Annotated in this window: 17 protein-coding genes and 1 tRNA gene; 13 read left to right on the forward strand and 5 right to left on the reverse strand. The window is 61.6% G+C overall.

Going from position 1 to position 19,439, the window contains the following annotated elements:
* The first annotated feature begins 1 nt into the window (after position 1).
* From cmk to KIV56_RS17820, 5 genes are all read left to right on the forward strand, one after another.
* Complete coding sequence (cmk, locus tag KIV56_RS17800; RefSeq protein ID WP_281534444.1) at positions 2-694, forward strand: (d)CMP kinase; 693 nt, start codon at positions 2-4, stop codon at positions 692-694.
* Positions 687-2,198, forward strand: a complete 1,512-nt coding sequence (der, locus tag KIV56_RS17805) for a ribosome biogenesis GTPase Der (RefSeq protein ID WP_281534445.1) — start codon at positions 687-689, stop codon at positions 2,196-2,198. Before cmk ends, der begins: the two co-directional genes overlap by 8 nt.
* Before the next feature lie 300 nt (positions 2,199-2,498).
* Positions 2,499-3,146 (forward strand): hypothetical protein, encoded by a 648-nt coding sequence (locus KIV56_RS17810; protein WP_281534446.1) that lies wholly within the window; start codon positions 2,499-2,501, stop codon positions 3,144-3,146.
* Positions 3,127-3,819 (forward strand): hypothetical protein, encoded by a 693-nt coding sequence (locus KIV56_RS17815; protein WP_281534447.1) that lies wholly within the window; start codon positions 3,127-3,129, stop codon positions 3,817-3,819. The genes KIV56_RS17810 and KIV56_RS17815 overlap by 20 nt, the downstream gene beginning before the upstream one ends.
* 366 nt (positions 3,820-4,185) lie before the next feature.
* Positions 4,186-4,259: transfer RNA gene (locus KIV56_RS17820), tRNA-Pro, on the forward strand.
* A gap of 237 nt (positions 4,260-4,496) precedes the next feature.
* On the opposite strand, the gene KIV56_RS17825 is transcribed toward KIV56_RS17820, so the two are convergent.
* The 5 genes from KIV56_RS17825 to KIV56_RS17845 all read right to left on the reverse strand — a co-directional run bounded on the left by KIV56_RS17825 (position 4,497) and on the right by KIV56_RS17845 (position 8,717).
* Positions 4,497-5,462: a hypothetical protein gene (locus tag KIV56_RS17825; RefSeq protein ID WP_281534448.1), complete on the reverse strand. Its 966-nt coding sequence runs from the start codon at positions 5,460-5,462 to the stop codon at positions 4,497-4,499.
* A gap of 115 nt (positions 5,463-5,577) precedes the next feature.
* Positions 5,578-6,420, reverse strand: a complete 843-nt coding sequence (locus tag KIV56_RS17830) for a hypothetical protein (RefSeq protein WP_281534449.1) — start codon at positions 6,418-6,420, stop codon at positions 5,578-5,580.
* Positions 6,417-7,481: a hypothetical protein gene (locus KIV56_RS17835; protein ID WP_281534450.1), complete on the reverse strand. Its 1,065-nt coding sequence runs from the start codon at positions 7,479-7,481 to the stop codon at positions 6,417-6,419. Before KIV56_RS17835 ends, KIV56_RS17830 begins: the two co-directional genes overlap by 4 nt.
* 31 nt (positions 7,482-7,512) lie before the next feature.
* The gene (locus tag KIV56_RS17840; RefSeq protein WP_281534451.1) at positions 7,513-8,403 is read right to left on the reverse strand and encodes a hypothetical protein; all 891 of its coding nucleotides are present in this window, start codon (positions 8,401-8,403) and stop codon (positions 7,513-7,515) included.
* Between the two features lie 11 nt (positions 8,404-8,414).
* On the reverse strand, positions 8,415-8,717 hold the full coding sequence (locus tag KIV56_RS17845; protein WP_281534452.1) for a hypothetical protein: 303 nt from the start codon (positions 8,715-8,717) through the stop codon (positions 8,415-8,417).
* A gap of 273 nt (positions 8,718-8,990) precedes the next feature.
* Between KIV56_RS17845 and KIV56_RS17850 the strand changes: the two genes are divergently transcribed.
* The 8 genes from KIV56_RS17850 (at position 8,991) to KIV56_RS17885 (ending at position 19,312) form a co-directional block, all read left to right on the forward strand.
* A complete protein-coding gene (locus KIV56_RS17850) occupies positions 8,991-9,497 on the forward strand; it encodes a hypothetical protein (RefSeq protein WP_281534453.1) in 507 nt (168 codons plus the stop codon).
* 121 nt (positions 9,498-9,618) lie between these two features.
* Positions 9,619-10,191 carry a hypothetical protein gene (locus KIV56_RS17855; protein ID WP_281534454.1) on the forward strand — a complete coding sequence of 191 codons (573 nt, stop codon included), beginning with the start codon at positions 9,619-9,621 and terminating at the stop codon, positions 10,189-10,191.
* Complete coding sequence (locus tag KIV56_RS17860; protein ID WP_281534455.1) at positions 10,188-10,565, forward strand: hypothetical protein; 378 nt, start codon at positions 10,188-10,190, stop codon at positions 10,563-10,565. The genes KIV56_RS17855 and KIV56_RS17860 overlap by 4 nt, the downstream gene beginning before the upstream one ends.
* Positions 10,566-10,613: 48 nt before the next feature.
* Positions 10,614-11,378: a DEAD/DEAH box helicase gene (locus KIV56_RS17865; RefSeq protein ID WP_281534456.1), complete on the forward strand. Its 765-nt coding sequence runs from the start codon at positions 10,614-10,616 to the stop codon at positions 11,376-11,378.
* A gap of 25 nt (positions 11,379-11,403) precedes the next feature.
* Complete coding sequence (locus KIV56_RS17870) at positions 11,404-14,052, forward strand: helicase-related protein (RefSeq protein ID WP_281534457.1); 2,649 nt, start codon at positions 11,404-11,406, stop codon at positions 14,050-14,052.
* A gap of 86 nt (positions 14,053-14,138) precedes the next feature.
* Positions 14,139-16,805 carry a DUF1156 domain-containing protein gene (locus tag KIV56_RS17875; RefSeq protein WP_281534458.1) on the forward strand — a complete coding sequence of 889 codons (2,667 nt, stop codon included), beginning with the start codon at positions 14,139-14,141 and terminating at the stop codon, positions 16,803-16,805.
* A gap of 132 nt (positions 16,806-16,937) precedes the next feature.
* Entirely contained in the window at positions 16,938-18,815 is a 1,878-nt protein-coding gene (locus KIV56_RS17880) for a GmrSD restriction endonuclease domain-containing protein (RefSeq protein ID WP_281534459.1), read from the forward strand.
* Between the two features lie 32 nt (positions 18,816-18,847).
* Positions 18,848-19,312: a Swt1 family HEPN domain-containing protein gene (locus KIV56_RS17885; protein WP_281534460.1), complete on the forward strand. Its 465-nt coding sequence runs from the start codon at positions 18,848-18,850 to the stop codon at positions 19,310-19,312.
* Positions 19,313-19,439 lie beyond the last annotated feature (127 nt).

The raw sequence follows: 19,439 nt of genomic DNA on the forward strand, positions 1-19,439 counted from the left end.
CATGACTGAATCCACGCATCCGCTCGTCGTCGCCATCGACGGCCCGGCCGGCAGCGGCAAGTCGAGCGTCAGCCGCGCCGTCGCCCGCCGCCTCGGCTACGGCTACCTCGACACCGGCGCCGCCTACCGGGCCCTCGCCTGGTACGTGCGCGACCGCGCCATCGACCCCGCAGACACGGATGCCGTCATCGCCGCCCTGCCCGCCTTCGACTACGCGATCGGCACAGACCCCGACGACCCGGCCGTGAGTGTGGGTGCGGACGACGTCACCGAGGCCATCCGGGAGCCCGCCGTTTCGGCGATCGTGAGCGCCGTCGCCCGCATCCCCGCCGTGCGCGCCCACCTCACCGCGCTGTTTCGCAGCATCGCAGCGGGCGTCGACCGGCCCGGAATCGTGGTCGAAGGACGGGACATTACGACCGTCGTCGCACCGGAGGCGGAGGTCCGGATCCTGCTCACGGCATCCGAACAAGCTAGAATGGCTAGGCGCTCTGCGGAAATATCGACTCAATCGGCTCAAACCGTGGCAGATCAGTTGCGATCGAGGGATCGCGCCGACTCACAGGTCGTCGAATTCATGAGCGCCGCAGACGGTGTGAACACCGTCGACTCCACCCATCTCGACTTCGAACAGACCATTGGCGCGGTCATCGAGGTCATCAACACACGTACCGCGAGGACCTCGCATGACTAACGAATACGACGAAAACCTTCCCGATCTCGACCCCGACCTCGGGGCAAGACTGGACGACATCGACGACGACCTGGCGACACAGCGCGCCGCCGCCCTCCGCACCGGGCTCAACGACTACGACCTCGACGACGAGGACTTCGATGTCCTCGACTCGGTGACGTACGACCCCGACGCGATCACCTACCTCCCGGCCCTGCCGGTCATCGCCATCGTCGGCCGCCCGAACGTGGGCAAGTCGGCGCTCGTCAACCGCATCATCGGCCGCCGCGAGGCCGTCGTGGAGAACACCCCCGGCGTCACCCGTGACCGCGTCACCTACAAGGGCGAATGGCACGAACGCAAGTTCAGCATCGTCGACACCGGCGGCTGGGAGCCCGACGCCAAGGGCATCGACGCCTCCGTCGCCATGCAGGCCGAACTCGCCATCGAGCTGTGCGACGTCGTCATGTTCGTCGTCGACTCCAACGTGGGCCCGACATCGACCGATGAAGCCGTCGTGCGCCTGCTCCGCAAGGCGGGCAAGCCGGTGTTCCTCGTCGCCAACAAGGTCGACGACGTGCGCCAGGAACCCGAATCCGCGAACCTCTGGTCGCTCGGCCTCGGCCAGCCGTGGCCCGTCTCGGCCCTGCACGGCCGCGGCGTCGCCGACCTGCTCGACGCCATTCTGGAGAAGCTCCCCGAGATCTCCGCCGTCGCCAAGCAGGAAGTCGGCGGCCCCCGCCGCGTCGCCATCCTCGGCCGCCCGAACGTCGGCAAGTCCAGCCTCCTGAACAAGGTCGTCGGCGAAGAGCGTGTTGTCGTCAACGAGCTCGCCGGCACCACCCGCGACCCGGTCGACGAGCAGGTCGAGCTCGGCGGCAAGGTCTGGCGCTTCGTCGACACCGCCGGTATCCGCCGTCGCGTGCACCTCTCCCAGGGTGCCGACTTCTACGCTTCGCTCCGCACGAGCGCCGCGCTCGAAAAGGCCGAGGTCGCCGTCGTGCTCATCGACGTGACCGAGGTCATCTCCGAGCAGGACGTGCGCGTCATCGACCTCGTCCTCGAATCCGGCCGCGCCCTCGTGCTCGCCTTCAACAAGTGGGACCAGATCGACGACGACCGTCGCCGGTACCTCGAGCGCGAGATCGAGCTCGACCTCGCCCACGTGGCGTGGGCCCCGCGCGTGAACATCTCGGCGAAGACCGGCCGCCACATGGAGAAGCTCGTCCCCGCCCTCGAGGTCGCCCTCGAGTCGTGGGACACCCGCGTCGCCACCGGCAAGTTCAACGCCTTCCTCGCCGAGCTCGCCGCCGAGCACCCGCACCCCGTGCGCAGCGGCAAGCAGCCGCGCATCCTGTTCGGCACCCAGGCCTCGAGCCGCCCGCCGACCTTCGTCATCTTCACCACCGGGTTCCTCGACCCGGGCTACCGTCGCTTCATCCAGCGTCGTCTCCGCGAGGTCTACGGCTTCGAGGGCAGCCCGATCAACATCAGCATGCGCGTCCGCGAGAAGCGCAAGCGCTAAGCAGTCGTTCCACGCTCGACCAGACGAATGCGTCGCCTTCCCCCTGCGGGGAGGCGGCGCATCCGTCGTTTAAAGGCCTGTGGCGTTGGTGCCGGGTCGAGAGACGTGTACGGATGCGCCGCCGCCCCGAACCGGGGACTGTCGCGCACCGGCGCTCTCCTCTACATTCGGGCTAGCGCCCCAGCGGCGCCACAGGTGTCAGATCCCCGCCCGAATCGGGGATTTCGTCACCCGCCATACGTGCCGGATCCCCGCCCGAATCGGGGATTTCGTCATTCAAGCCTTACCCGAGGATTCTCCATGCATACGAAGTTCCCTGCTTCGCTGACCCGAAAACGTGCCGCACCGCCCGACATCCGGGCATCGGGCCGAAGCGCGCCCAAGATCGTCTGTGGTCGCGCCGCCATCTTCGCCGTAGTGGTCGGCTGGGCTGCCCTGCTCGTCGTCGTGCTCCTCCGGCAGACGGGCTTCGACGGCGCCCCCTGGCCGGTCCTCGACCGCGCGCTGTCCCTGGTCGGTTGGACCGTGGGGGCGATCACTCTGCTCTGCTACCTCGCCGCACGCCAGGGCGCCCTGATCCGGCTGAGTGAGCACGTGCGGGTTCCGCGCAGGGTACTGGAACGGCACTTCACCGCCCGCCAGGGCGCCCTGACCGTGCTCGTCGCCGCCGGCGACGGCGCCGGCGCCCGCACGGGGTCGAACGCGCTGCGGGCCTCCCTGTGGTCTGCCGCCCTGCAGGAATACCCCACCCTCCGGGTCGTTCTCCTTCTCGACGCCCGGGCAGAGCCGAGCGCTCAGGCCGAGGCCCTCCAAATCGTGCGGCGGCTCACCGATGCCCTGGCCGAACCGCGCGCCCGGTTCGAAGACGCGCTGTTCGTGCTCGAGCTCGAACTCGCCGGTCACCACGACCAGCCCGACCAGGCTCGAAGTGACCGAGGACCTCATTGACGCCCTCGCCTCCGACTATCGCTGGGCCGTCGCCTGGCTGGCCCGGCAACGCATGGCCGAGGCCGTCACGGACCGGTCGAGCGCCGTCTTTGCCACACACACCCTGGGCGGCCCTGCCACCGCCTTCGCCCGCATCGCCGAGGACCTCGACCGCGCCATCTCCGAGCACATTCCGCAGACCGCCGAACGGATGCTGCGCCTCCAGCGCCGCCTCGCCTGGACGTTCTCCGCCGAACTGGAGATCTTCGACGGCAGCCTCGCCGGCTACGTGGACCAGATCGATGCCGCCAGCGACGGAGATATCGCCGAGACGGACTACCTGCTCACCCTCGGGCCGGATGCACAGGCTCCTCAGCGACTACTGCCTGCGGTCGATCTACTTCCTCGACGAACCGGACCACAGCGGCGTCGCCGTCTTCCAGACCCCGTCGTTCCCGCAGGGCGGTCCGCGTACCAGGCGTTTCTTCCCGGGGCTCCGCGGCCTCCTGCACCGCAGCGCGTCCCGGTATGGAGCCTCCTTCTGGGTCGGGTCCACCGCGCTCATCCGGGCAAGCGCCCTCGGCGACTTCCGTGCGGATCGGTCCGGGGGAGTGGCGGGAGTGGCGGGCTTGCCCGCCGAAGCGGATGCGCCCCGCGGCATCGCCTTGCCGGCACGCGTCGGGTCGGGGCCTGACTCACTTCCCGTACCCGGCTCGGTCTCCGCGGTTGGCCTGGGCGTGCGCGGCTGGACTCTCGCGAATTTTCCGGAGCGCCTCAGCTTCGGCCCCGCGGCGCTGGGTTTCGGTTCGGTCATCGTGCAGCACCGCCGCCCGCTCCTCGGCGATGCCGTTCTCTTGCCCCGAATCTGGCGGCAGCTGCGCCGCGAGTTCGGGGCCGGACGGTCCGCTGGCGGGAGCGGTCGCTCGCCCCGGTGGACGCCGCGCTGAGGGACGGGCGTCGCCGGGCATCCGGTGTGCACACAAGAGGTCGCCGGAGGCGGTAAGCTTTCTAAGTTGTCTCCTGCAGAATGCGCTTCTCGAAGCGTGTTGGCGGAGGGTGACGGGCTGTAGCGCAGCTTGGTAGCGCACCTGACTGGGGGTCAGGGGGTCGCAGGTTCAAATCCTGTCAGCCCGACATTTGGGCCGTTCGCGAAACTCTTCGCGAAACCGGCCTTGAAGTCGAAATAGAAAACGCTCCTGAGGATTCTCAGGAGCGTTTTCTTGTATCTGGGTGGCTCACGGTCGACGGCGGCTGTAGTTCTCCAGTTGTCAGTCGAGTGGAGGCTGGCTTTTCCGATTTTGCGCGCGCCGGATTGTCTCGAATACTGGGTGGTTTGCCCTCTCGGGCGGTGTCTGGGCAGTCGGGTGACTGTTATACCCGCTGCGGTGGGCCGCCGGTCTCGTCGTCGGCATCGGGGCGTTTCAGTTTGTCTGGGCGTTCTACTCCGAGCGGGTAAGTGTCGGTGTAGGGGTTGTGCCATTCGCGGTCGCGTCGCCGGATGAGGGTAGGTTCTCCATGGACGTGTTTCTTGGCGTCGGCTTTGATTTTGTCGCTGATGAAAGCCGCGATTTTGCGGAGGTTGAAGTTTGTCAGCAGGATGGTGACGATGATCTGGGCTGCGCCGAAGCCTCGGACGCGTCGGCGGCTGGCGGATTCGATGTCCTCGGTGCCGCCGCTCTTGATCTGGTGATTGAGCGATTCGATGGAGTTACGGGCGTGGGTGTGGAACTTGTCCCATTCCGGGGTGCCGTATTCGAATGCTTGCGCCGTTCGCTTGAAGTTTGCGGTGTCGAATGACACGGAGTGCTTGATGCAGATGGCGTCGGTGAAGTCGCTCAAGTCTGCGCTGTCTACAGCGGGGCGGGGCCTGTCCGTCGCGGTCTTCATGAGTTCGCGCAGGGGACAGGTCACGGTTGGGCTGGGGCCAAGGGCTGGGCACCGCAGTACGGTGCGGCCCTTTGCGTCTGGTTTCTCTTTGACGTGGAGTTGAAACGCGGAGCGGCTCTTGATTCGCTCCCGGTATGTTGCGGTGTCGATGATGTGGCCCAGGAGTTCCTTCGTCGCATTCTGCAGCGGTTTGGGAGTGCCGGGGCAGTAGGTGCTGCCTTCGATGAAGAGCGCACCGTGGTCTCCACCTTGATGGCCAAGTCGGTCGACGCGGTAGTCCGTGGAGGGTGTGAAGCCCTCGTTGAGTGCATCGTCATGAAGGCGTTCGGTTGTGGAGTTTGCCCAGTACTGCTTGTCGGCGTCGCCGACGCCGGCCTCCAGTCCGAGGGCTTTGGTAGCTCTCATGAGGGAGACGGCTTCTTCGGCGACTCGGACGTTGGGCAGGCTCATGGTAGCGGCGACGGCGAGTCCGGGGAATCTGTGCTGTCCGGGGGCTTCGGAATCGACGCGGACGGCGATGTTGATTTCCCAGCCCCATCGGTAGTTCGCGGGGCCAGCCTTCTTATCAGGAGTGGTGTTGTCGATTTGCCCTTTGGGCGCGTCGACGCGTTCGCCGGTTGTGACGTGCCAGCCGGCGAACGCATCGACCGGGCCTGGCTTCAGGGTTTTCTTCTCTTTGGTTTCGGTCTCTGTCTTGACGCGACTTGCGAGATTTTTTCCGAGAGTAGCCCTTGGTGGTCGGGGTGCCGACGTAGGTCTGGTCGAAGGAAACATCGACCTTCTTGGAGGCGCGACGGATGTCGCGGGGCTGCTCGTTGTACGTCATGACGAGGAACAGCTTGGTGAATTCGTCGAGGCGTGCTTTTCGTTTGTCCGCCAGCACCTCATCGTGCATGCGGAGGATTTCCTGGATCTGCGTGTAGGTCTTGGAATGGCGGCGTTCTTGCGGGAAGGGATCCATGAGGGCGTTGATGCGGTTGAAGGCACGGCTGGTGTTGGCGTACCAGCGGTTCTTCTCCGCGACGTGGCCGACGAACGCTGTCCTTGGGGTTTCCAGGCCGAGGAGTTCGCGGGAGGTCGCGCTCAGGCGGAACATGAAGAGGTCACGCACGCTCGTCAGGAACATTGACGTGCCTTCTTTGGCGAGAAGAAGAAGGGCAGTGAGGAGTGCCTTTTCGGAGATGAGTGATGGACGACCGCCGACGCTGATACCGCTGGCATCTTCATCGGTCCATTGCTGCAGTCGTTCGAGGACCCCGGTCTTTCGAACCCGGCTTTCCATGAGCGCGACGGTTTCGTCGTCAATGAGCTGGTGGATGCGGCCGCGGCCCATGACCTCGGTCTGTGTCATACCGCCCAGGTCGGGCGCGTACCCGTTGAACGCGTAGTCGGTGTCGCCGGCGCTCATCGGGCGACCTCTTCGCCAATGATGAGGCCCACGTAGGCGTCGATGTTTGCTGTCTGGGCGTGGATGAGGTGTTTGTCGAGGCTTGTGGCTGTGACGAAGCCGGCGATAGCCAGGAGCACGGGGACGGGGAGCCCGTTATCGATTTGTGCGACGATCCAGGTCGAGCGCAGTCTGGACACGGTGGCACGGACGCGGGCGGGGTGTTCGGTCAAGAAGCTCTGAATAGCACGGGGCCTGTACTCGTCCCAGCGATAGCCGCGAAAGATGTACTCGTCGGGGTTCGTACGACCCTGCATGCTGCGCATCAACGTGCGGTTCCAGAGGTGCATGACCGGGACTCGTCGGGCACATTTTCCAGGGACGTTGACGAACACGCGGCCGTCGATGACTTCAATGTCGCTGATACGCGTTTCGATGATTTCGTGTGCGCGGAGACCGGCGCCGCCGGCGAGGCCGAGGAGCGCCCAAGCGTTTTGCCGTTTCAGGTCTGTGGTGAGGCTGGCAGCCCAGCTGTGCATCGAGGCTGCGTCAGAAACGGTGAAAGGGCTGCGTCTACGTCCGGGAAGGTGCGGCGCCGGGAGGCGCTTGATACCCGCGTCGGCGAGGGTGTCGGCGATGGTACCGACCTGCCGCACGAACCCCCACCGGTGAGACTCCGAATGCTTGGGAAGGCAAGCGTGTAGGTAGAGGGACACGTTGTTTTGCGTGTAGACGCGCTCGACAGTGAGTTGCGTGCCCGTGGTCGTCCATACCCAGGCACCGAACCGCGCTGACATCGACATTAGGCGCCGCGCCGCGTCGAAGGTACGCGGCCGCATCTGAACGGCGTTCGAGATCGTGAATTCGCGCACGGCCTCCCACTGCACGGGGGAGATCTGCGGTCGGTAACGCACGATGATTCCCCACGCGAAGTCGGGAAGCTCCGGGTCCAAGGCGCGCAGGTGCGCATACGTCGCGGAGTCGGCGAGAAAAATGTTGTGGAGTCGGTCTTTTCTGTTCACGAATTTTATGTGCGTGGGGCGATCCCGAAACTGTCGGCAGCGAACCCTCTCCGTGAACACTAACCATCACCGCTCTGCTTGAATTTCCTGATCAGTGGGATTTACTTGTCGCAGGTAGTGCGCTAGTGTGCCCTGTTTTGGGGGCAAATGCGGCGATCTTGTCGAGCGCGGCGAAGTTCTTCAGCCCCGAAATCCGCAGCAATTCCTTAGGCGGCGTGCCGGCATTGAGATGCTCGAGCAGCCAAGTCGTGCGCATCCGGCTGGGCCTCACATCCAGCTCAGTACGGGACCTTAAGAGAAAATCCGTGAGCTGTCCTGGGCTGGCCCCGGTCCGACCAGGCCGGAAGATCAGCGCGGCCGGGTCGAGGTCTGCCAAGATCCTGCGCAAGGGGCGCTGCCAATCGGGTCGGACCGGAACGACTCGCGCCCGGCCCTCCCACACGATGACGTTAATGTGATCGTCCTGAGTCTCGAGGTCTGCGACGCGGGCGCCGAGGATCTCTCGAGTGGCGAGGCCGGCGCCAAGACCGAGCGCCAGGAGGGCAATCGCGTCGTGGTGACGCCGGCGTGTGCCCTGCGCCGCCGCCCAGCTGTGGAGCGCCGCGACTTCTTCGCGCGTGTAGGGCTGCGTTGGAGCCGAACGGGGGATAGCGCGCCGTGAGCGGACCGTCTCGGCGGGGTTGAGCGCCTCCACCATGATGGTCAGCGTTGCCCGGTGGGTGGCTTTGCTGCCACGGGCATACGACGCCATACCGAGGTGGACGAACTCTTCAACGACGACCCGACGGAAGATGCGTGGCCGTTCTAACGGTGTGCCTCGGCTCTGCCAGCACCACATCACGAAGGCCACGGCGGCCGGATACAACGACCGTGCGTCTCGACCCGAAATGCTCGCGGTGTCCGCGACTGCGGCATTGACGAACTCACCGATTTCGTCCCAATAAGGAAGAGCATTGATTGGCCGGTAGTCGAGCGGCGGCACAGCCCCGGCAGTCATAGCCTGCCCGGCTGTTCGGGCATCGGCTCGATGCGAACCACCGGGCTGGATTCCCTTTTGGTGAACCACACGCCAGGAACCCACAAGTTGATCAGAAGGATCATCGGCCTTCCGCGGCGACACTGCATGACTTCGACCAAGTCGATGTCTTCGCCATCACAGCGGAGACCGTGACGCGCCACGAGAGTCGGATCGGTCGTTCGCCGGAAGACTCGCCGGTTGAAATCGAGCGTGTACTGGCTTCCGGATTCTGTCGTCACCAGGTAGCGGCCGGTCGCATCATCCGTCAGGGCGTCCATAGAACCGTCTCCGTTCTCGCGGGGAGACATCCGCACTCCGGACAACTCGGGCCGCTGAAGCACAACCGTAGGCATTTGCCGGAATCCAAACCACCGACTCAGCGACAAATCCGCGCTCAGGCCGACCTTTCGCCGCACCGCGCATAGGTCCGGGGAGGCCGCAATTGGTGCGACCCGGAAGGGCGCGCCATGCGACACGAAACCGATCCGAACCACCTGCATTCGAGAGCAGTCACGCTCTGGAGGCAAGCCGGAGAACCAGACCAACGATCTGTGCTTTACGCAACCGCTGACGGGGACGTAGCGTCAGGGCGAGAGCCACGTCGAGGCGGAAGCTCCAAGCGGGCCGACAATTGGGCGGCTGCCCTCCATCGCTACGAAGAGTTCGCGCGCGCCCACGGCCACACCCCACGTGAGAACACGCGAGATCGCGCCAGCCTGCCCGGCGTTGAGCGCCGCCTGGGGGAGTGGGCCCGGTATCAAAGACGCTACGCCGACACACTCACCGGCTTCCAGAAGATCCGGCTCGACGTCTCACCCGCCTTTGACTGGGATCCACTTGACGGCCTCTGGGAGGCGCGTATTGCCGACTGCGTGCGACATGTGCAGGACAAGGGACGACTGCCGTACCTGAACGGGACGGATCGGGGAGAATTTGCTCTCGCTCGCTGGCTCGGCCGGCAACTTCGGCAGCTGCAAATGGGCACCCTCCGCACGGATCGTGCCGTGCGTCTGACCGAGCTTCTTTCACTGGTCGTCGGTAAAACACCGAGCCCGTGACAACGTTTCGCGAATTCAAAGTCAGCTCCCGAGGGAGGCTGTAGCTTCGTTCGAACGGATCTCAAGTCGCGGCGTCGCGTCCCGTACGGGACCTGCACCGCGACGGATCGGAGAGGACGGCATGTCAGCGAAGAGCGACGCGACCCCGATACCATTCTTCCTTGACGTCGACGGAGGGCTCTGCGGCATGCCCTTCAGAAACGCGGCTGTCTGGTTGGAATTGGAAAGATTTCCGACGCTCGCTCCTGCGCCCTATCCTCCCCACGCCTGGGTCAGCCGCGCCACAGTCTCAGCCTTGAACGACTTAGTCGACGAGCGGCTCATCGAACCGATCTGGTGCACGTCCTGGGACGCCGGCGCCAACCACCTCATTTCGGCGCTCGGGCTGCACGGAGGATCTTGGCGAATCGCTACGCTGGGCACGCGACAAGGGGATCTCATGCTCCGCGACAACTGGATCAAAACCCTCGCCATCAGTCGAATCGTAAAGAGCGAGGCGTTCGTCATGGTCGACGACCTACTCGGCGACGAGAGCACCAGACCGTGGACGCCCCAACGGCGCAGCATGGACCAGACCTTTGGCAGCGCGAACTCCCTCCTACTCGGCACCAAACTAGAGAGGGGATTGACCGTCGCTGAAGTGCTCCGGATTCGTGAGTACGTGACGGCGCGGGGCGAAGGGCCCGGGAAGTGAGGGCAGAAATACAGTGGAGGGATATTGAGGCGACCTGGGGTCTGCTAACTACCGACGAAGTCTTGGAAGTCCTAAAAATACCGGCAGGAGAAACCGGTTCAGTTGACAAAATGAGGAAAAACGGCGCGATTCTCGCGGTCAGGCGAGGAAGCGTCTTTGTGTTTCCCGGTTTCCAGTTCGTGGCGGGGCGTGTCGAACCCGTCATCGTTCAGTTGATTGCGCTCGCCGTCGAAGTCAGATGGTCGCTGGAAGAGCTCGTGATCTGGCTGTGCTCACCATCCGGCTACTTCGGGGGAGATCGACCGATCAACCACTTGCATCCCCAGAACGAGCTCCTTGAAAAGGCTCGGGACGAGGCAACCGTCGAGTGGTAGCGACGGGTCACGTGGCCCCGGACCCCTATTCTGGAAGCTGGGGGAGCCATGAAACTCGAAGAGCTTAAGGCAAAGGCAAGACTCGGCGGCCTCCTGCCAGGGCAAATCGTGACCGTGGTCGCCACCGAATGGCATGGCGCGAATGCCGTCACGCTCACCTACCGCGATAATGACGGTGAGGTCTCTGAACGAGTCCTGTACCGGGATAATGAGTCCCTGCTCCATCAGCTTCAGAAGCAGGGACGTCCGTTTGACGCGGATCCCCAGGAGTTCCGGCTTGCGGCGGAAGCACAAAGAATCATGCTGGCGGGCATCAATGACCCGATGCTTGCTGTCGCTACGAGCGACGTGCAGCCGTTACCACATCAGATTCGCGCTGTGTATGGTGAGCTGTTGCCCCGAACACCGCTTCGATTCCTCCTTGCGGATGATCCTGGTGCGGGCAAGACCATCATGGCCGGCCTTTACATCAAAGAGCTGTTGCTTCGAGATGATGTTCGCAGCTGCATGATTGTGGCCCCTGGGGGGCTGGTCGAGCAGTGGCAGGACGAGTTGCGGTTCAAGTTCGGGCTGGAATTCGAAATCCTAGGTGCGGGCCCAGCAATTATCGTGCCGGGCACGTCGGTATTCGAGTCGAAGCCGTTACTCATTGCACGTATGGACCAACTCGCACGCAACGAGGAACTCCAAGCCCAACTCGAAGACGTCGAGTTCGACCTGGTTGTCGTGGATGAGGCACATCGCATGAGCGCCCACTGGTTCGGAGGAGAGCTGAAACTCTCAAGGCGATTTGAGCTCGGTCAGGCTCCTTAGCCGTCGTACTCGTCACCTGCTACTTATGACTGCAACTCCACACAACGGAAAGGAAGAAGATTTCCAAGCGTTCCTATCTCTCCTTGACCAAGACCGCTTCGAAGGCCAGGGCGACAAGCGTGCACGCAAAGGAACAGCCGACGGAATCATGAGGCGGATGGTCAAAGAGGACCTGCTTACTTTCGAAGGCAAACCACTTTTCCCCGAGCGAGTCGCAGAGACCGTTTCATATCGTCTTTCGGCGGCCGAAGCGAACCTCTACGAGGAAGTCACCACCTATGTTCGGGAGGGAATGAATCTAGCCGACAGGCTCGATGGGAAACGCAAGAATACCGTCGGATTCGCTCTCACCGTGCTGCAGCGACGGCTCGCGTCAAGCCCTGAAGCGATTTTCCATTCGCTCCGACGCCGCGCTGAGCGGCTCGAACGCGCGCGGCGTGACCTCTTGGCGGGGAGGGCCGAAGCTCTCGACATCAGCGGTGAGAGAGCGGGCTTACTAATCGACCCGGACTTAGATGATGACGACTTCCTTGCCGAAGAACTCGAAGAGGTCGAAGAGGAGCTGGTGGACGCCGCTACGGCCGCTCGCACCGCTGCCGAATTGGAAACCGAAGTTGCCGACCTTCGTCGTCTGGGCGCGTTGGCGGCGGAGGTCCTCGCTAGTCACGAGGACCGCAAATGGGTTGAGCTGCGCGGCGTTCTTGAAAGCGAAGTGTTCACGACCACTCATGATGCCCCGAGAAAGCTCATTGTCTTCACCGAACACCGCGACACACTCACTTACCTCGAGCGCAGAATAACGACGCTAATCGGCCGACAGAGCGCGGTCACATGTATTCACGGTGGTGTGTCACGAAATGAACGCCGTCGGATTACCGCAGAATTCACAAGCAACCCCGATGTCCAAGTGCTTATCGCGACAGATGCCGCGGGCGAGGGGCTAAACCTTCAAGTTGCTCACCTGATGGTGAACTATGACCTTCCCTGGAACCCGAACCGAATCGAACAGCGTTTCGGTCGCATCCACCGCATCGGGCAGACCGAGGTGTGCCGACTGTGGAACTTGGTGGCAGAAGACACCCGTGAAGGTGACGTATTCCAACGACTTCTGGACAAGATCGAGGAGCAACGGATGGCCTACGGCGGCAAGGTGTTTGACGTACTCGGGACCTCCCTGGGAGAGATGTCGCTAACCAAGCTGCTGCGCGAAGCGATTCGTTATGGAGAGCTCCCGGAAGTTCGCGAGCGCATGCACAAGGTTATAGACGAGGGTGTAGCACGAGGTCTCGAGGAGCTCCTAGCGGACCATGCATTAGCGAAGGATGCATTGCCCACGGGCGAGTTGGAAGCGCTGAAACGCCAGATGGAAGATGCTCGGGCGCGGCGCCTGCAGCCGCACTTCGTTCGTGACGCTTTCGTTGCCGCGTTCGAGCGACTCGGCGGCAGGATGGAGCGTCGCGAGCGCGGGCGGTTTGAGATCACACACGTTCCGGTCGACGTTCGCGTGGGAATTGTTCGTGCACCAATCGCCCGCAAGTATCTTCGTGTCACGTTCGAGGTTGAAACCATTGACGTCGGCGACGGGACACGTGCCGATTTGCTCGCTCCAGGGCATCCGTTACACGACACGGTCATGCGCCAAACGGTCGAGCAACTGGGAGGAACGCTCGAGTCTGGGGCCGTTTTCACGTCCTCTCGAGTCATTGCGCCAGCGCTGCTTGTAGGCGTTTTCAACGAGGTGAAAGATGCGACAGGTGAATCGGTCGCCCGGAGCTTCGGGTACGCCCTCGTCGATGAAGCCGGGGAAGTACTGGAGGCGGGGCCCGCGCCATACCTCGATTACGCGGCCGCACCGTCTGGAACGGCGGCTTTCGCACGGGAACTGCCTTGGCTCAGTGATCGCGAGCAGTCCGCAGTCTCTTGGGTTATCGCCGACCAGTTGCCAGTGGTCGCAAAGGGCGCAATAGACCGCCGAACAGTGGAATTCGAACGTGTCCGCACCCTCGTCAAGTACAGGCTCGCTCACGAGATCAATCGCCTCTCGACGGAGTCGCTTCGCGCAGATGATGCCGCACTTCATGGCAAAAGAGTTCGAGAGTCCGGCGCGAGTCTGCGGCGCAAGGCGGATGAACTCGACCGGCGCCTGCGAAGTCGACTCGCCAGCATCGACCAACAGCTTCGAATGGCTTCGCTACCGCCTCGAATCTCCGCTATTGCTCTCGTCCTTCCCGCGGACCCCGTTGATAAAGAGGGCGACGCTCCTCTGCACGCACGCAATACAAAGGCTGTTGAACGGCGTGGCGTGGATGCTGTGTTGGAGGCTGAGCGCGCCCTTGGGCGCGTACCCATTGAGCAGCCCTTCAATAACCCCGGATTTGACGTTCTCTCTCATTGCACTGGCGGGCCGAGTTTACGCATCGAGGTGAAGGCGCGCATCGATGGCGCTGACACCTTCAGCATTACTCGAACGGAGGTGCTCACGGCCCTCAATGCGGCGCCGGATCACCGATTGGCCCTGGTTCGCGTGAGTCTGGATGGGACGGCAAGTGATGAGATTCGTTATATCGAAGATGCGTTTGCGGGTGCGGAAGCGTTAGGGCTGTCAGACTTCGGAGTTGAGGCACTGACCCTTTCATGGAGCGCGATGTGGTCGCGCGGACGAGCCCCATTTTGAGTCCGGAGTTTGATGTCGGATGAGGTAGCTAGGCTGGCCATGGACGAACCAGGCACTTTCCGCGCGCTGGTCAGAAAGGAATTCTGATGGCGCCGAAGCGCAAGTTGATCGAGGTGGCCTTGCCTCTCGAGGCAATTAACCGGGAGTCTGCCAGGGAAAAGGAACCGTTCACGCGCGACCATCCCAGGTCCCTACATATTTGGTGGGCGCGTCGCCCGGCTGTTGCCGCTAGAGCAATCTTGTTTGCCCAGCTAGTCGATGATCCTTCGGCCAACCCTGATCAATTCCCGACGGAAGAATCCCAAGTCAAAGAACGCGAGAGATTGCTGCTCTTGATCTCACGCTTGGTCGTCTGGGAAGACTCCAACAATCCTGAGCTGTTACTAGAGGCTCGTAAAGAGATCTTTAAGTCCACCGGGGGTACGCCGCCGGCGATTCTCGATCCCTTTGCCGGTGGTGGGACGATTCCTCTCGAAGCCCAACGGCTAGGACTTGAAGCACACGCGTCAGATCTCAACCCGGTTGCGGTACTCATCAATAAGGCGCTCATCGAATTCCCTCCGAAATTCCGAGGTCTTACGCCCGTTTACCCAGGTCTCGCTGATTCTGAAATGACAAATTGGCTTGAGGCGAGGGGACTAGCCGCTGACGTGCGTGCCTACGGGCAGTGGATGTGCGATGAAGCTGAGAAGCGCTTAGGCCACCTCTATCCCCAGGCCACACTTTCAGATGGCACACGAGCGGCGGTGATCGCATGGATTTGGGCCCGCACCGTGGTTTGTCCTAACCCTGCGTGCGGCATCGAAATGCCGCTAGTGCGTTCATGGTGGCTGAGCAAGAAGAAGGGAAAGGGAGCTTTCGTCGTTCCGGAGATTGTTGTAGACCCAACTCATCCCAGCGGCCGCCGCGTGGAATTCTCTATCGGGAACGACATTCGGAACGCGCCCACGCCTGAATCAGATGGAACGGTCGGGCGCAATGGCGCACGATGCTTGGTGTGCCAAACTGCCATCGACTTGAAGTACGTGAGGAGTGAGGGGCGCTCCAACCGATTGAGCGAAACGCTTATGGCAGTCGTGGCTGAGGGCAACCGGTCGCGCGTTTATCTAGAACCCACTGCCCAACATCGGGACGCTGCCCGGGTTGCGCGACCCCGCGATGTCCCGGACCAATCGATTCCTCCGCAGGCGCCGAGTTTTCGAGTGCAAGCTTATGGAATGGCGACTTGGGCCGACCTCTTCACAAATCGTCAGCTTGCAGCGCTGACCACATTTGGAGATCTGGTCGGCGAAGTCAGGCAGCGAGCCTTGACCGACGCGCTCGCCTCCGGCCGTCAAGATGGCCTTGGTCTTGATCAAGGGGGAGTCGGGGCGCAGGCCTACGCCGATGCGATATCGATCTATACGGCGATTGCAATTTCGCGATTCGCTGACATGTCAAACTCCATCTGCTCCTGGAACAGTGTGAATGAAAACATTCGTGCCCTCTTTTCGCGACAGGCCGTGCCAATGACTTGGGACTTTGCTGAGGTCAACCCCCTCGGCTCGATCTCCCCGGCCGGATCGATTAAGGCTGCCGCGGCGGCGATTCGCGATTGGGGTTCCCCTATTGGTGAGGCAGTGCAGGCTGATGCTTCTGCTCGCGATTTCAGGGACTTCGTAGTCTCCACTGATCCGCCCTATTACGACAATATTGGATACTCGGATCTTTCCGATTTCTTCTACGTCTGGCAACGGCGTTCACTCAGGCATATCCTGCCGAGCCTGTATGGGACGCTCCTTGTGCCGAAGGCGGAGGAGCTGGTGGCGAATCAGTACCGCCACGGTGGAAAAGCCGGTGCAAAGGCCTTCTTTGAATCCGGATTTCAGGAGGTCTTCCGCAAAGCTCGAGAGTCAGCGTCGCATGACTATCCGATGACCGTCTATTACGCTTTCAAACAATCCGAAAGCAGCACAGACGGGCAATCTTCGACTGGATGGGAGACCCTTCTCGAAGGAATGCTGACGGGCGGTTGGACGGTGACCGCCACTTGGCCGCTCAGAAGTGAAAGAGTGTCTCGGTCTGTGTCGCTGGGGACGAATGCCCTGGCGTCATCGATTGTTTTAGCACTTCGCCCTCGGCCGGATGACGCACCGACAACGGATCGTCGCGGATTAATCGCTGCGCTGAAGCGCGAACTGGGTGGAGCCCTCCGGACTCTTCAATATGGCGGAGTTGCTCCGGTAGATCTCCCCCAGGCGGCCATCGGTCCGGGGATGGCAGTATTTTCGCGATACGCCTCGGTGATCGAATCTGACGGTACGCCAATGACCGTCCGCTCTGCCCTTGCGCGAATCAATGAAATTCTCGACGAGGTGCTCGGCGAACAAGAGGGCGACTTTGACCCGACGACGAGATTCGCAATAGCTTGGTACCGCGAATTCGGATACCAACAAGGGGCATTCGGTGACGCTGACAATATGGCTCGAGCCCGCAACACTGCAGTCACAACAATGGAGCGCGATGGCATTCTCTCGAGTCGCGCCGGCAAAGTGAAGCTCTTCGGGCCCGTCGATTTGGATGATTCGTACGATGTTACGACGGACGCACACACGAGCGCCTGGGAAGCCCTTCACCATACAATCCGCGTAGTTGAAGGTTCTGGCGTCCCAAGCGCGGGGGAATTTCTTCATCTGGCCAGCCAGCGGCCCGACGGAGCAGTGGACCTAGACCTCGTTAAAGGAGCTCGCGTATCTCCTATTCCAGATCGCTGAGAAGAATGGGTGGACGAAGGACGCACTTAGTTTCAATAGCCTTGCCACTGCGTGGCCCGACCTCATGGACGCGAAACGCGCGCCCGCGGTGAAACTAGGCGACGGAATGTTGGACTTCGGAGTGATTGACTGATGGGATTCAGCACTCCGATGTATGACCTGTCCAAATATCTTGAGTGGACGACAAACGGCAATATTCAATTGCCCGATTTCCAACGCGGGTATAAGTGGGAGGACGAGCGCATTCGCTCGCTGCTCGTCACGATTCTCCGCGGTCACCCTCTCGGCATCGTGATGTTGCTTGAAACCGGCAGCGATCAGGTTCGCTTCAAGCCGCGGCCTATCGAAGGAGCGAAGGTGTCGCCCGGAACCGAACCAGCCTTTCTCCTTCTTGACGGGCAGCAGCGTCTGACCTCGCTAACGCAGGCCCTGACCGGAAACGGCGTTGTCGCGACGAAGGATGACCGAGGTAAGCGGCTTGAGCGGCGGTATTTCGTTCATATGGCGACGGCGCTTGAGGGGGAGGACCGTATCGATGAAGCCCTTATTTCTGTTCCCGCAGATGGCGTAATTCGAACGAACTTCGGACGAGATGTCCTGCTTGACCTCTCCACCACGGAGAAGGAGCAAGCCGAAGGATACTTTCCCCTGCGCCTCCTTTACGAGCCGGTAGAAACACTCCCATGGATCTTCGGATGTGTTGAAAGCAGCATTGGCCGAGATTTCTATAGCACCATCGTCACTCCAGCTTCTCGATACAGAATTCCGGCGGTCGAGCTCGACAGCGAAACGGGGAAGTCCGCGGTGGCGACGGTCTTCGAGAAGGTCAATACGGGCGGCCTGCAACTGACGGTGTTTGAGCTCCTCACTGCTATTTTCGCAGGTGACAAGACTCATTTCGATCAGACCGGCACCGACTTTCGTCTCAATGACGACTGGCGAGATATTCAGAAGTCCCTGAGCCAATACCCAGTGCTCGGGTCGGTTGACAACACTGACTTCCTCCAAGTCGTAACACTCTTGTCAACGCGCAATCGCAACCTCCGGGATAGATCTACGCGTCCAGCTGCGATTTCCGCTAAGCGGGAAGACACGCTCAAGCTCAAGTTAGGCGAGTATCTCGAATGGCGTGGTCCCGTACGAGACGCTTTCCAGTGGGCTGCGACATTCCTGGCTGATTTACACATATTCGACGTGAGATTTCTTCCGTACCCGAAGCAACTTGTTCCGCTTGCCGCGATTCGAGTTGTTCTCGGCAAGGACGCTGATCTCCGCGGGGTCAAGAAGCGTATTGTTCAGTGGTATTGGTGTGGCATCTTGGGCGAGCTTTACGGTGGCGCAAATGAGACCCGTTTCGCGCGGGATCTTGATCAAGTACCTGCCTGGGCAACCGACAAAGACGATGCGTCACAACCGAAGACCGTAACGGACGCCGGTTTTCTCGAGTCTCGCTTCTACTCACTTCGAACCCGTAATTCCGCGGCCTACAAAGGCATTTACGCACTTCTACTCGGCGAGGGTGCCAAGGATTGGATGCTGGACAAGGCCTTCGACAAGGTTCAGTACACGGAACTGAAAGTCGATATTCACCACATCTTCCCGTACCAGTGGTGCCTTGAGAACGGGATTGACGCCGAATTGCGAGAAAGTATCGTCAACAAGACGCCACTCTCGGCGCAGACGAACCGGACAATTGGCGGTTCAGCGCCCTCAAGATATCTTGCCGTTATCGAGCGAAAAGCTCAGATCGATGGTTCCCAACTCGATGAACTCGTCGCGACGCACGCGGCCAGTTCGGCAGCCATGCGCGCTGACGACTTCGATGCCCACTTTGCTTACCGACTCGACCGCCTTGTAGAGCTAGTCGAGAACGCCACGGGCAAGACCGTGCAACGCGACGAGGCGGACGGTGCGCCAACAGAGATGTCAAATGCATTTGAACTGGAGAATGAGATTGAAGTCACCATGGAGAACGAATTGAACGTCGTACTTGAGGGTGAGCTCTTCTAATGGCGACTTCAAACCGCGACCGTATCGGCCGGATGTTCGAGATCATGTCTCCTGCATTGGATGCCTTCATCACAACCACCGTCGCGCCTGCAATCGGCGAACAGGACTGGACTGACCTATTCAGACTTGGTGACAAGGAAAAGGGAATCGACGGCAAAAAATACGACCGAAGCGACCCGCAGGTTCAGTTGCGAATGTTGACCGAGAACATCACGGGACGCGCGAAGGCTGGATGGGCTCCTTTCCGTGCAGTGCTCACACGCCAGCATGAGGCATATGCGAGCGAGCTTCGCGTGGTACGAGACCAGTGGGCGCACCTTCAGTCATTCGACGACGACACGGCCTATCGCAGCCTCGACACAGCGCGACTTCTCCTCGGGGTCATGGGCGCCATGAGCGCCGCCGAGGACGTCGACCGCATTCGGCTCGAGCCTGCGTCGAATGACTGCGAACAAACAAGACAAGAAGAGCCTCAAATCAGCGACCGTCGTGCCTGATGCCGCCGGCTTGGTCCCGTGGCGGGACGTGCTGCGTCCCCGCGATGAAGTGGCAACAGGGAACTTTCAGTCGTCAGAGTTCGCTGCCGACCTTTACAAGGTCGCACGCGGTGATAACAGTCTCGGA

The sequence above is a fragment of the Cryobacterium breve genome, from assembly GCF_027594785.1.
Taxonomy (GTDB): domain Bacteria; phylum Actinomycetota; class Actinomycetes; order Actinomycetales; family Microbacteriaceae; genus Cryobacterium; species Cryobacterium breve_A.

Excerpts from the sequence above, each read along its gene's own strand:
- cmk (WP_281534444.1), top strand. The coding sequence starts at position 2 with ATGACTGAATCCACGCATCCGCTCGTCGTCGCCATCGACGGCCCGGCC.
- der (WP_281534445.1), top strand. The coding sequence starts at position 687 with ATGACTAACGAATACGACGAAAACCTTCCCGATCTCGACCCCGACCTC.
- KIV56_RS17810 (WP_281534446.1), top strand. The coding sequence starts at position 2,499 with ATGCATACGAAGTTCCCTGCTTCGCTGACCCGAAAACGTGCCGCACCG.
- KIV56_RS17825 (WP_281534448.1), bottom strand. The coding sequence starts at position 5,462 with ATGAGCCTGCCCAACGTCCGAGTCGCCGAAGAAGCCGTCTCCCTCATG.
- KIV56_RS17830 (WP_281534449.1), bottom strand. The coding sequence starts at position 6,420 with ATGAGCGCCGGCGACACCGACTACGCGTTCAACGGGTACGCGCCCGAC.
- KIV56_RS17845 (WP_281534452.1), bottom strand. The coding sequence starts at position 8,717 with ATGGACGCCCTGACGGATGATGCGACCGGCCGCTACCTGGTGACGACA.
- KIV56_RS17855 (WP_281534454.1), top strand. The coding sequence starts at position 9,619 with ATGTCAGCGAAGAGCGACGCGACCCCGATACCATTCTTCCTTGACGTC.
- KIV56_RS17865 (WP_281534456.1), top strand. The coding sequence starts at position 10,614 with ATGAAACTCGAAGAGCTTAAGGCAAAGGCAAGACTCGGCGGCCTCCTG.
- KIV56_RS17870 (WP_281534457.1), top strand. The coding sequence starts at position 11,404 with ATGACTGCAACTCCACACAACGGAAAGGAAGAAGATTTCCAAGCGTTC.
- KIV56_RS17875 (WP_281534458.1), top strand. The coding sequence starts at position 14,139 with ATGGCGCCGAAGCGCAAGTTGATCGAGGTGGCCTTGCCTCTCGAGGCA.
- KIV56_RS17880 (WP_281534459.1), top strand. The coding sequence starts at position 16,938 with ATGGGATTCAGCACTCCGATGTATGACCTGTCCAAATATCTTGAGTGG.
- KIV56_RS17885 (WP_281534460.1), top strand. The coding sequence starts at position 18,848 with ATGTTCGAGATCATGTCTCCTGCATTGGATGCCTTCATCACAACCACC.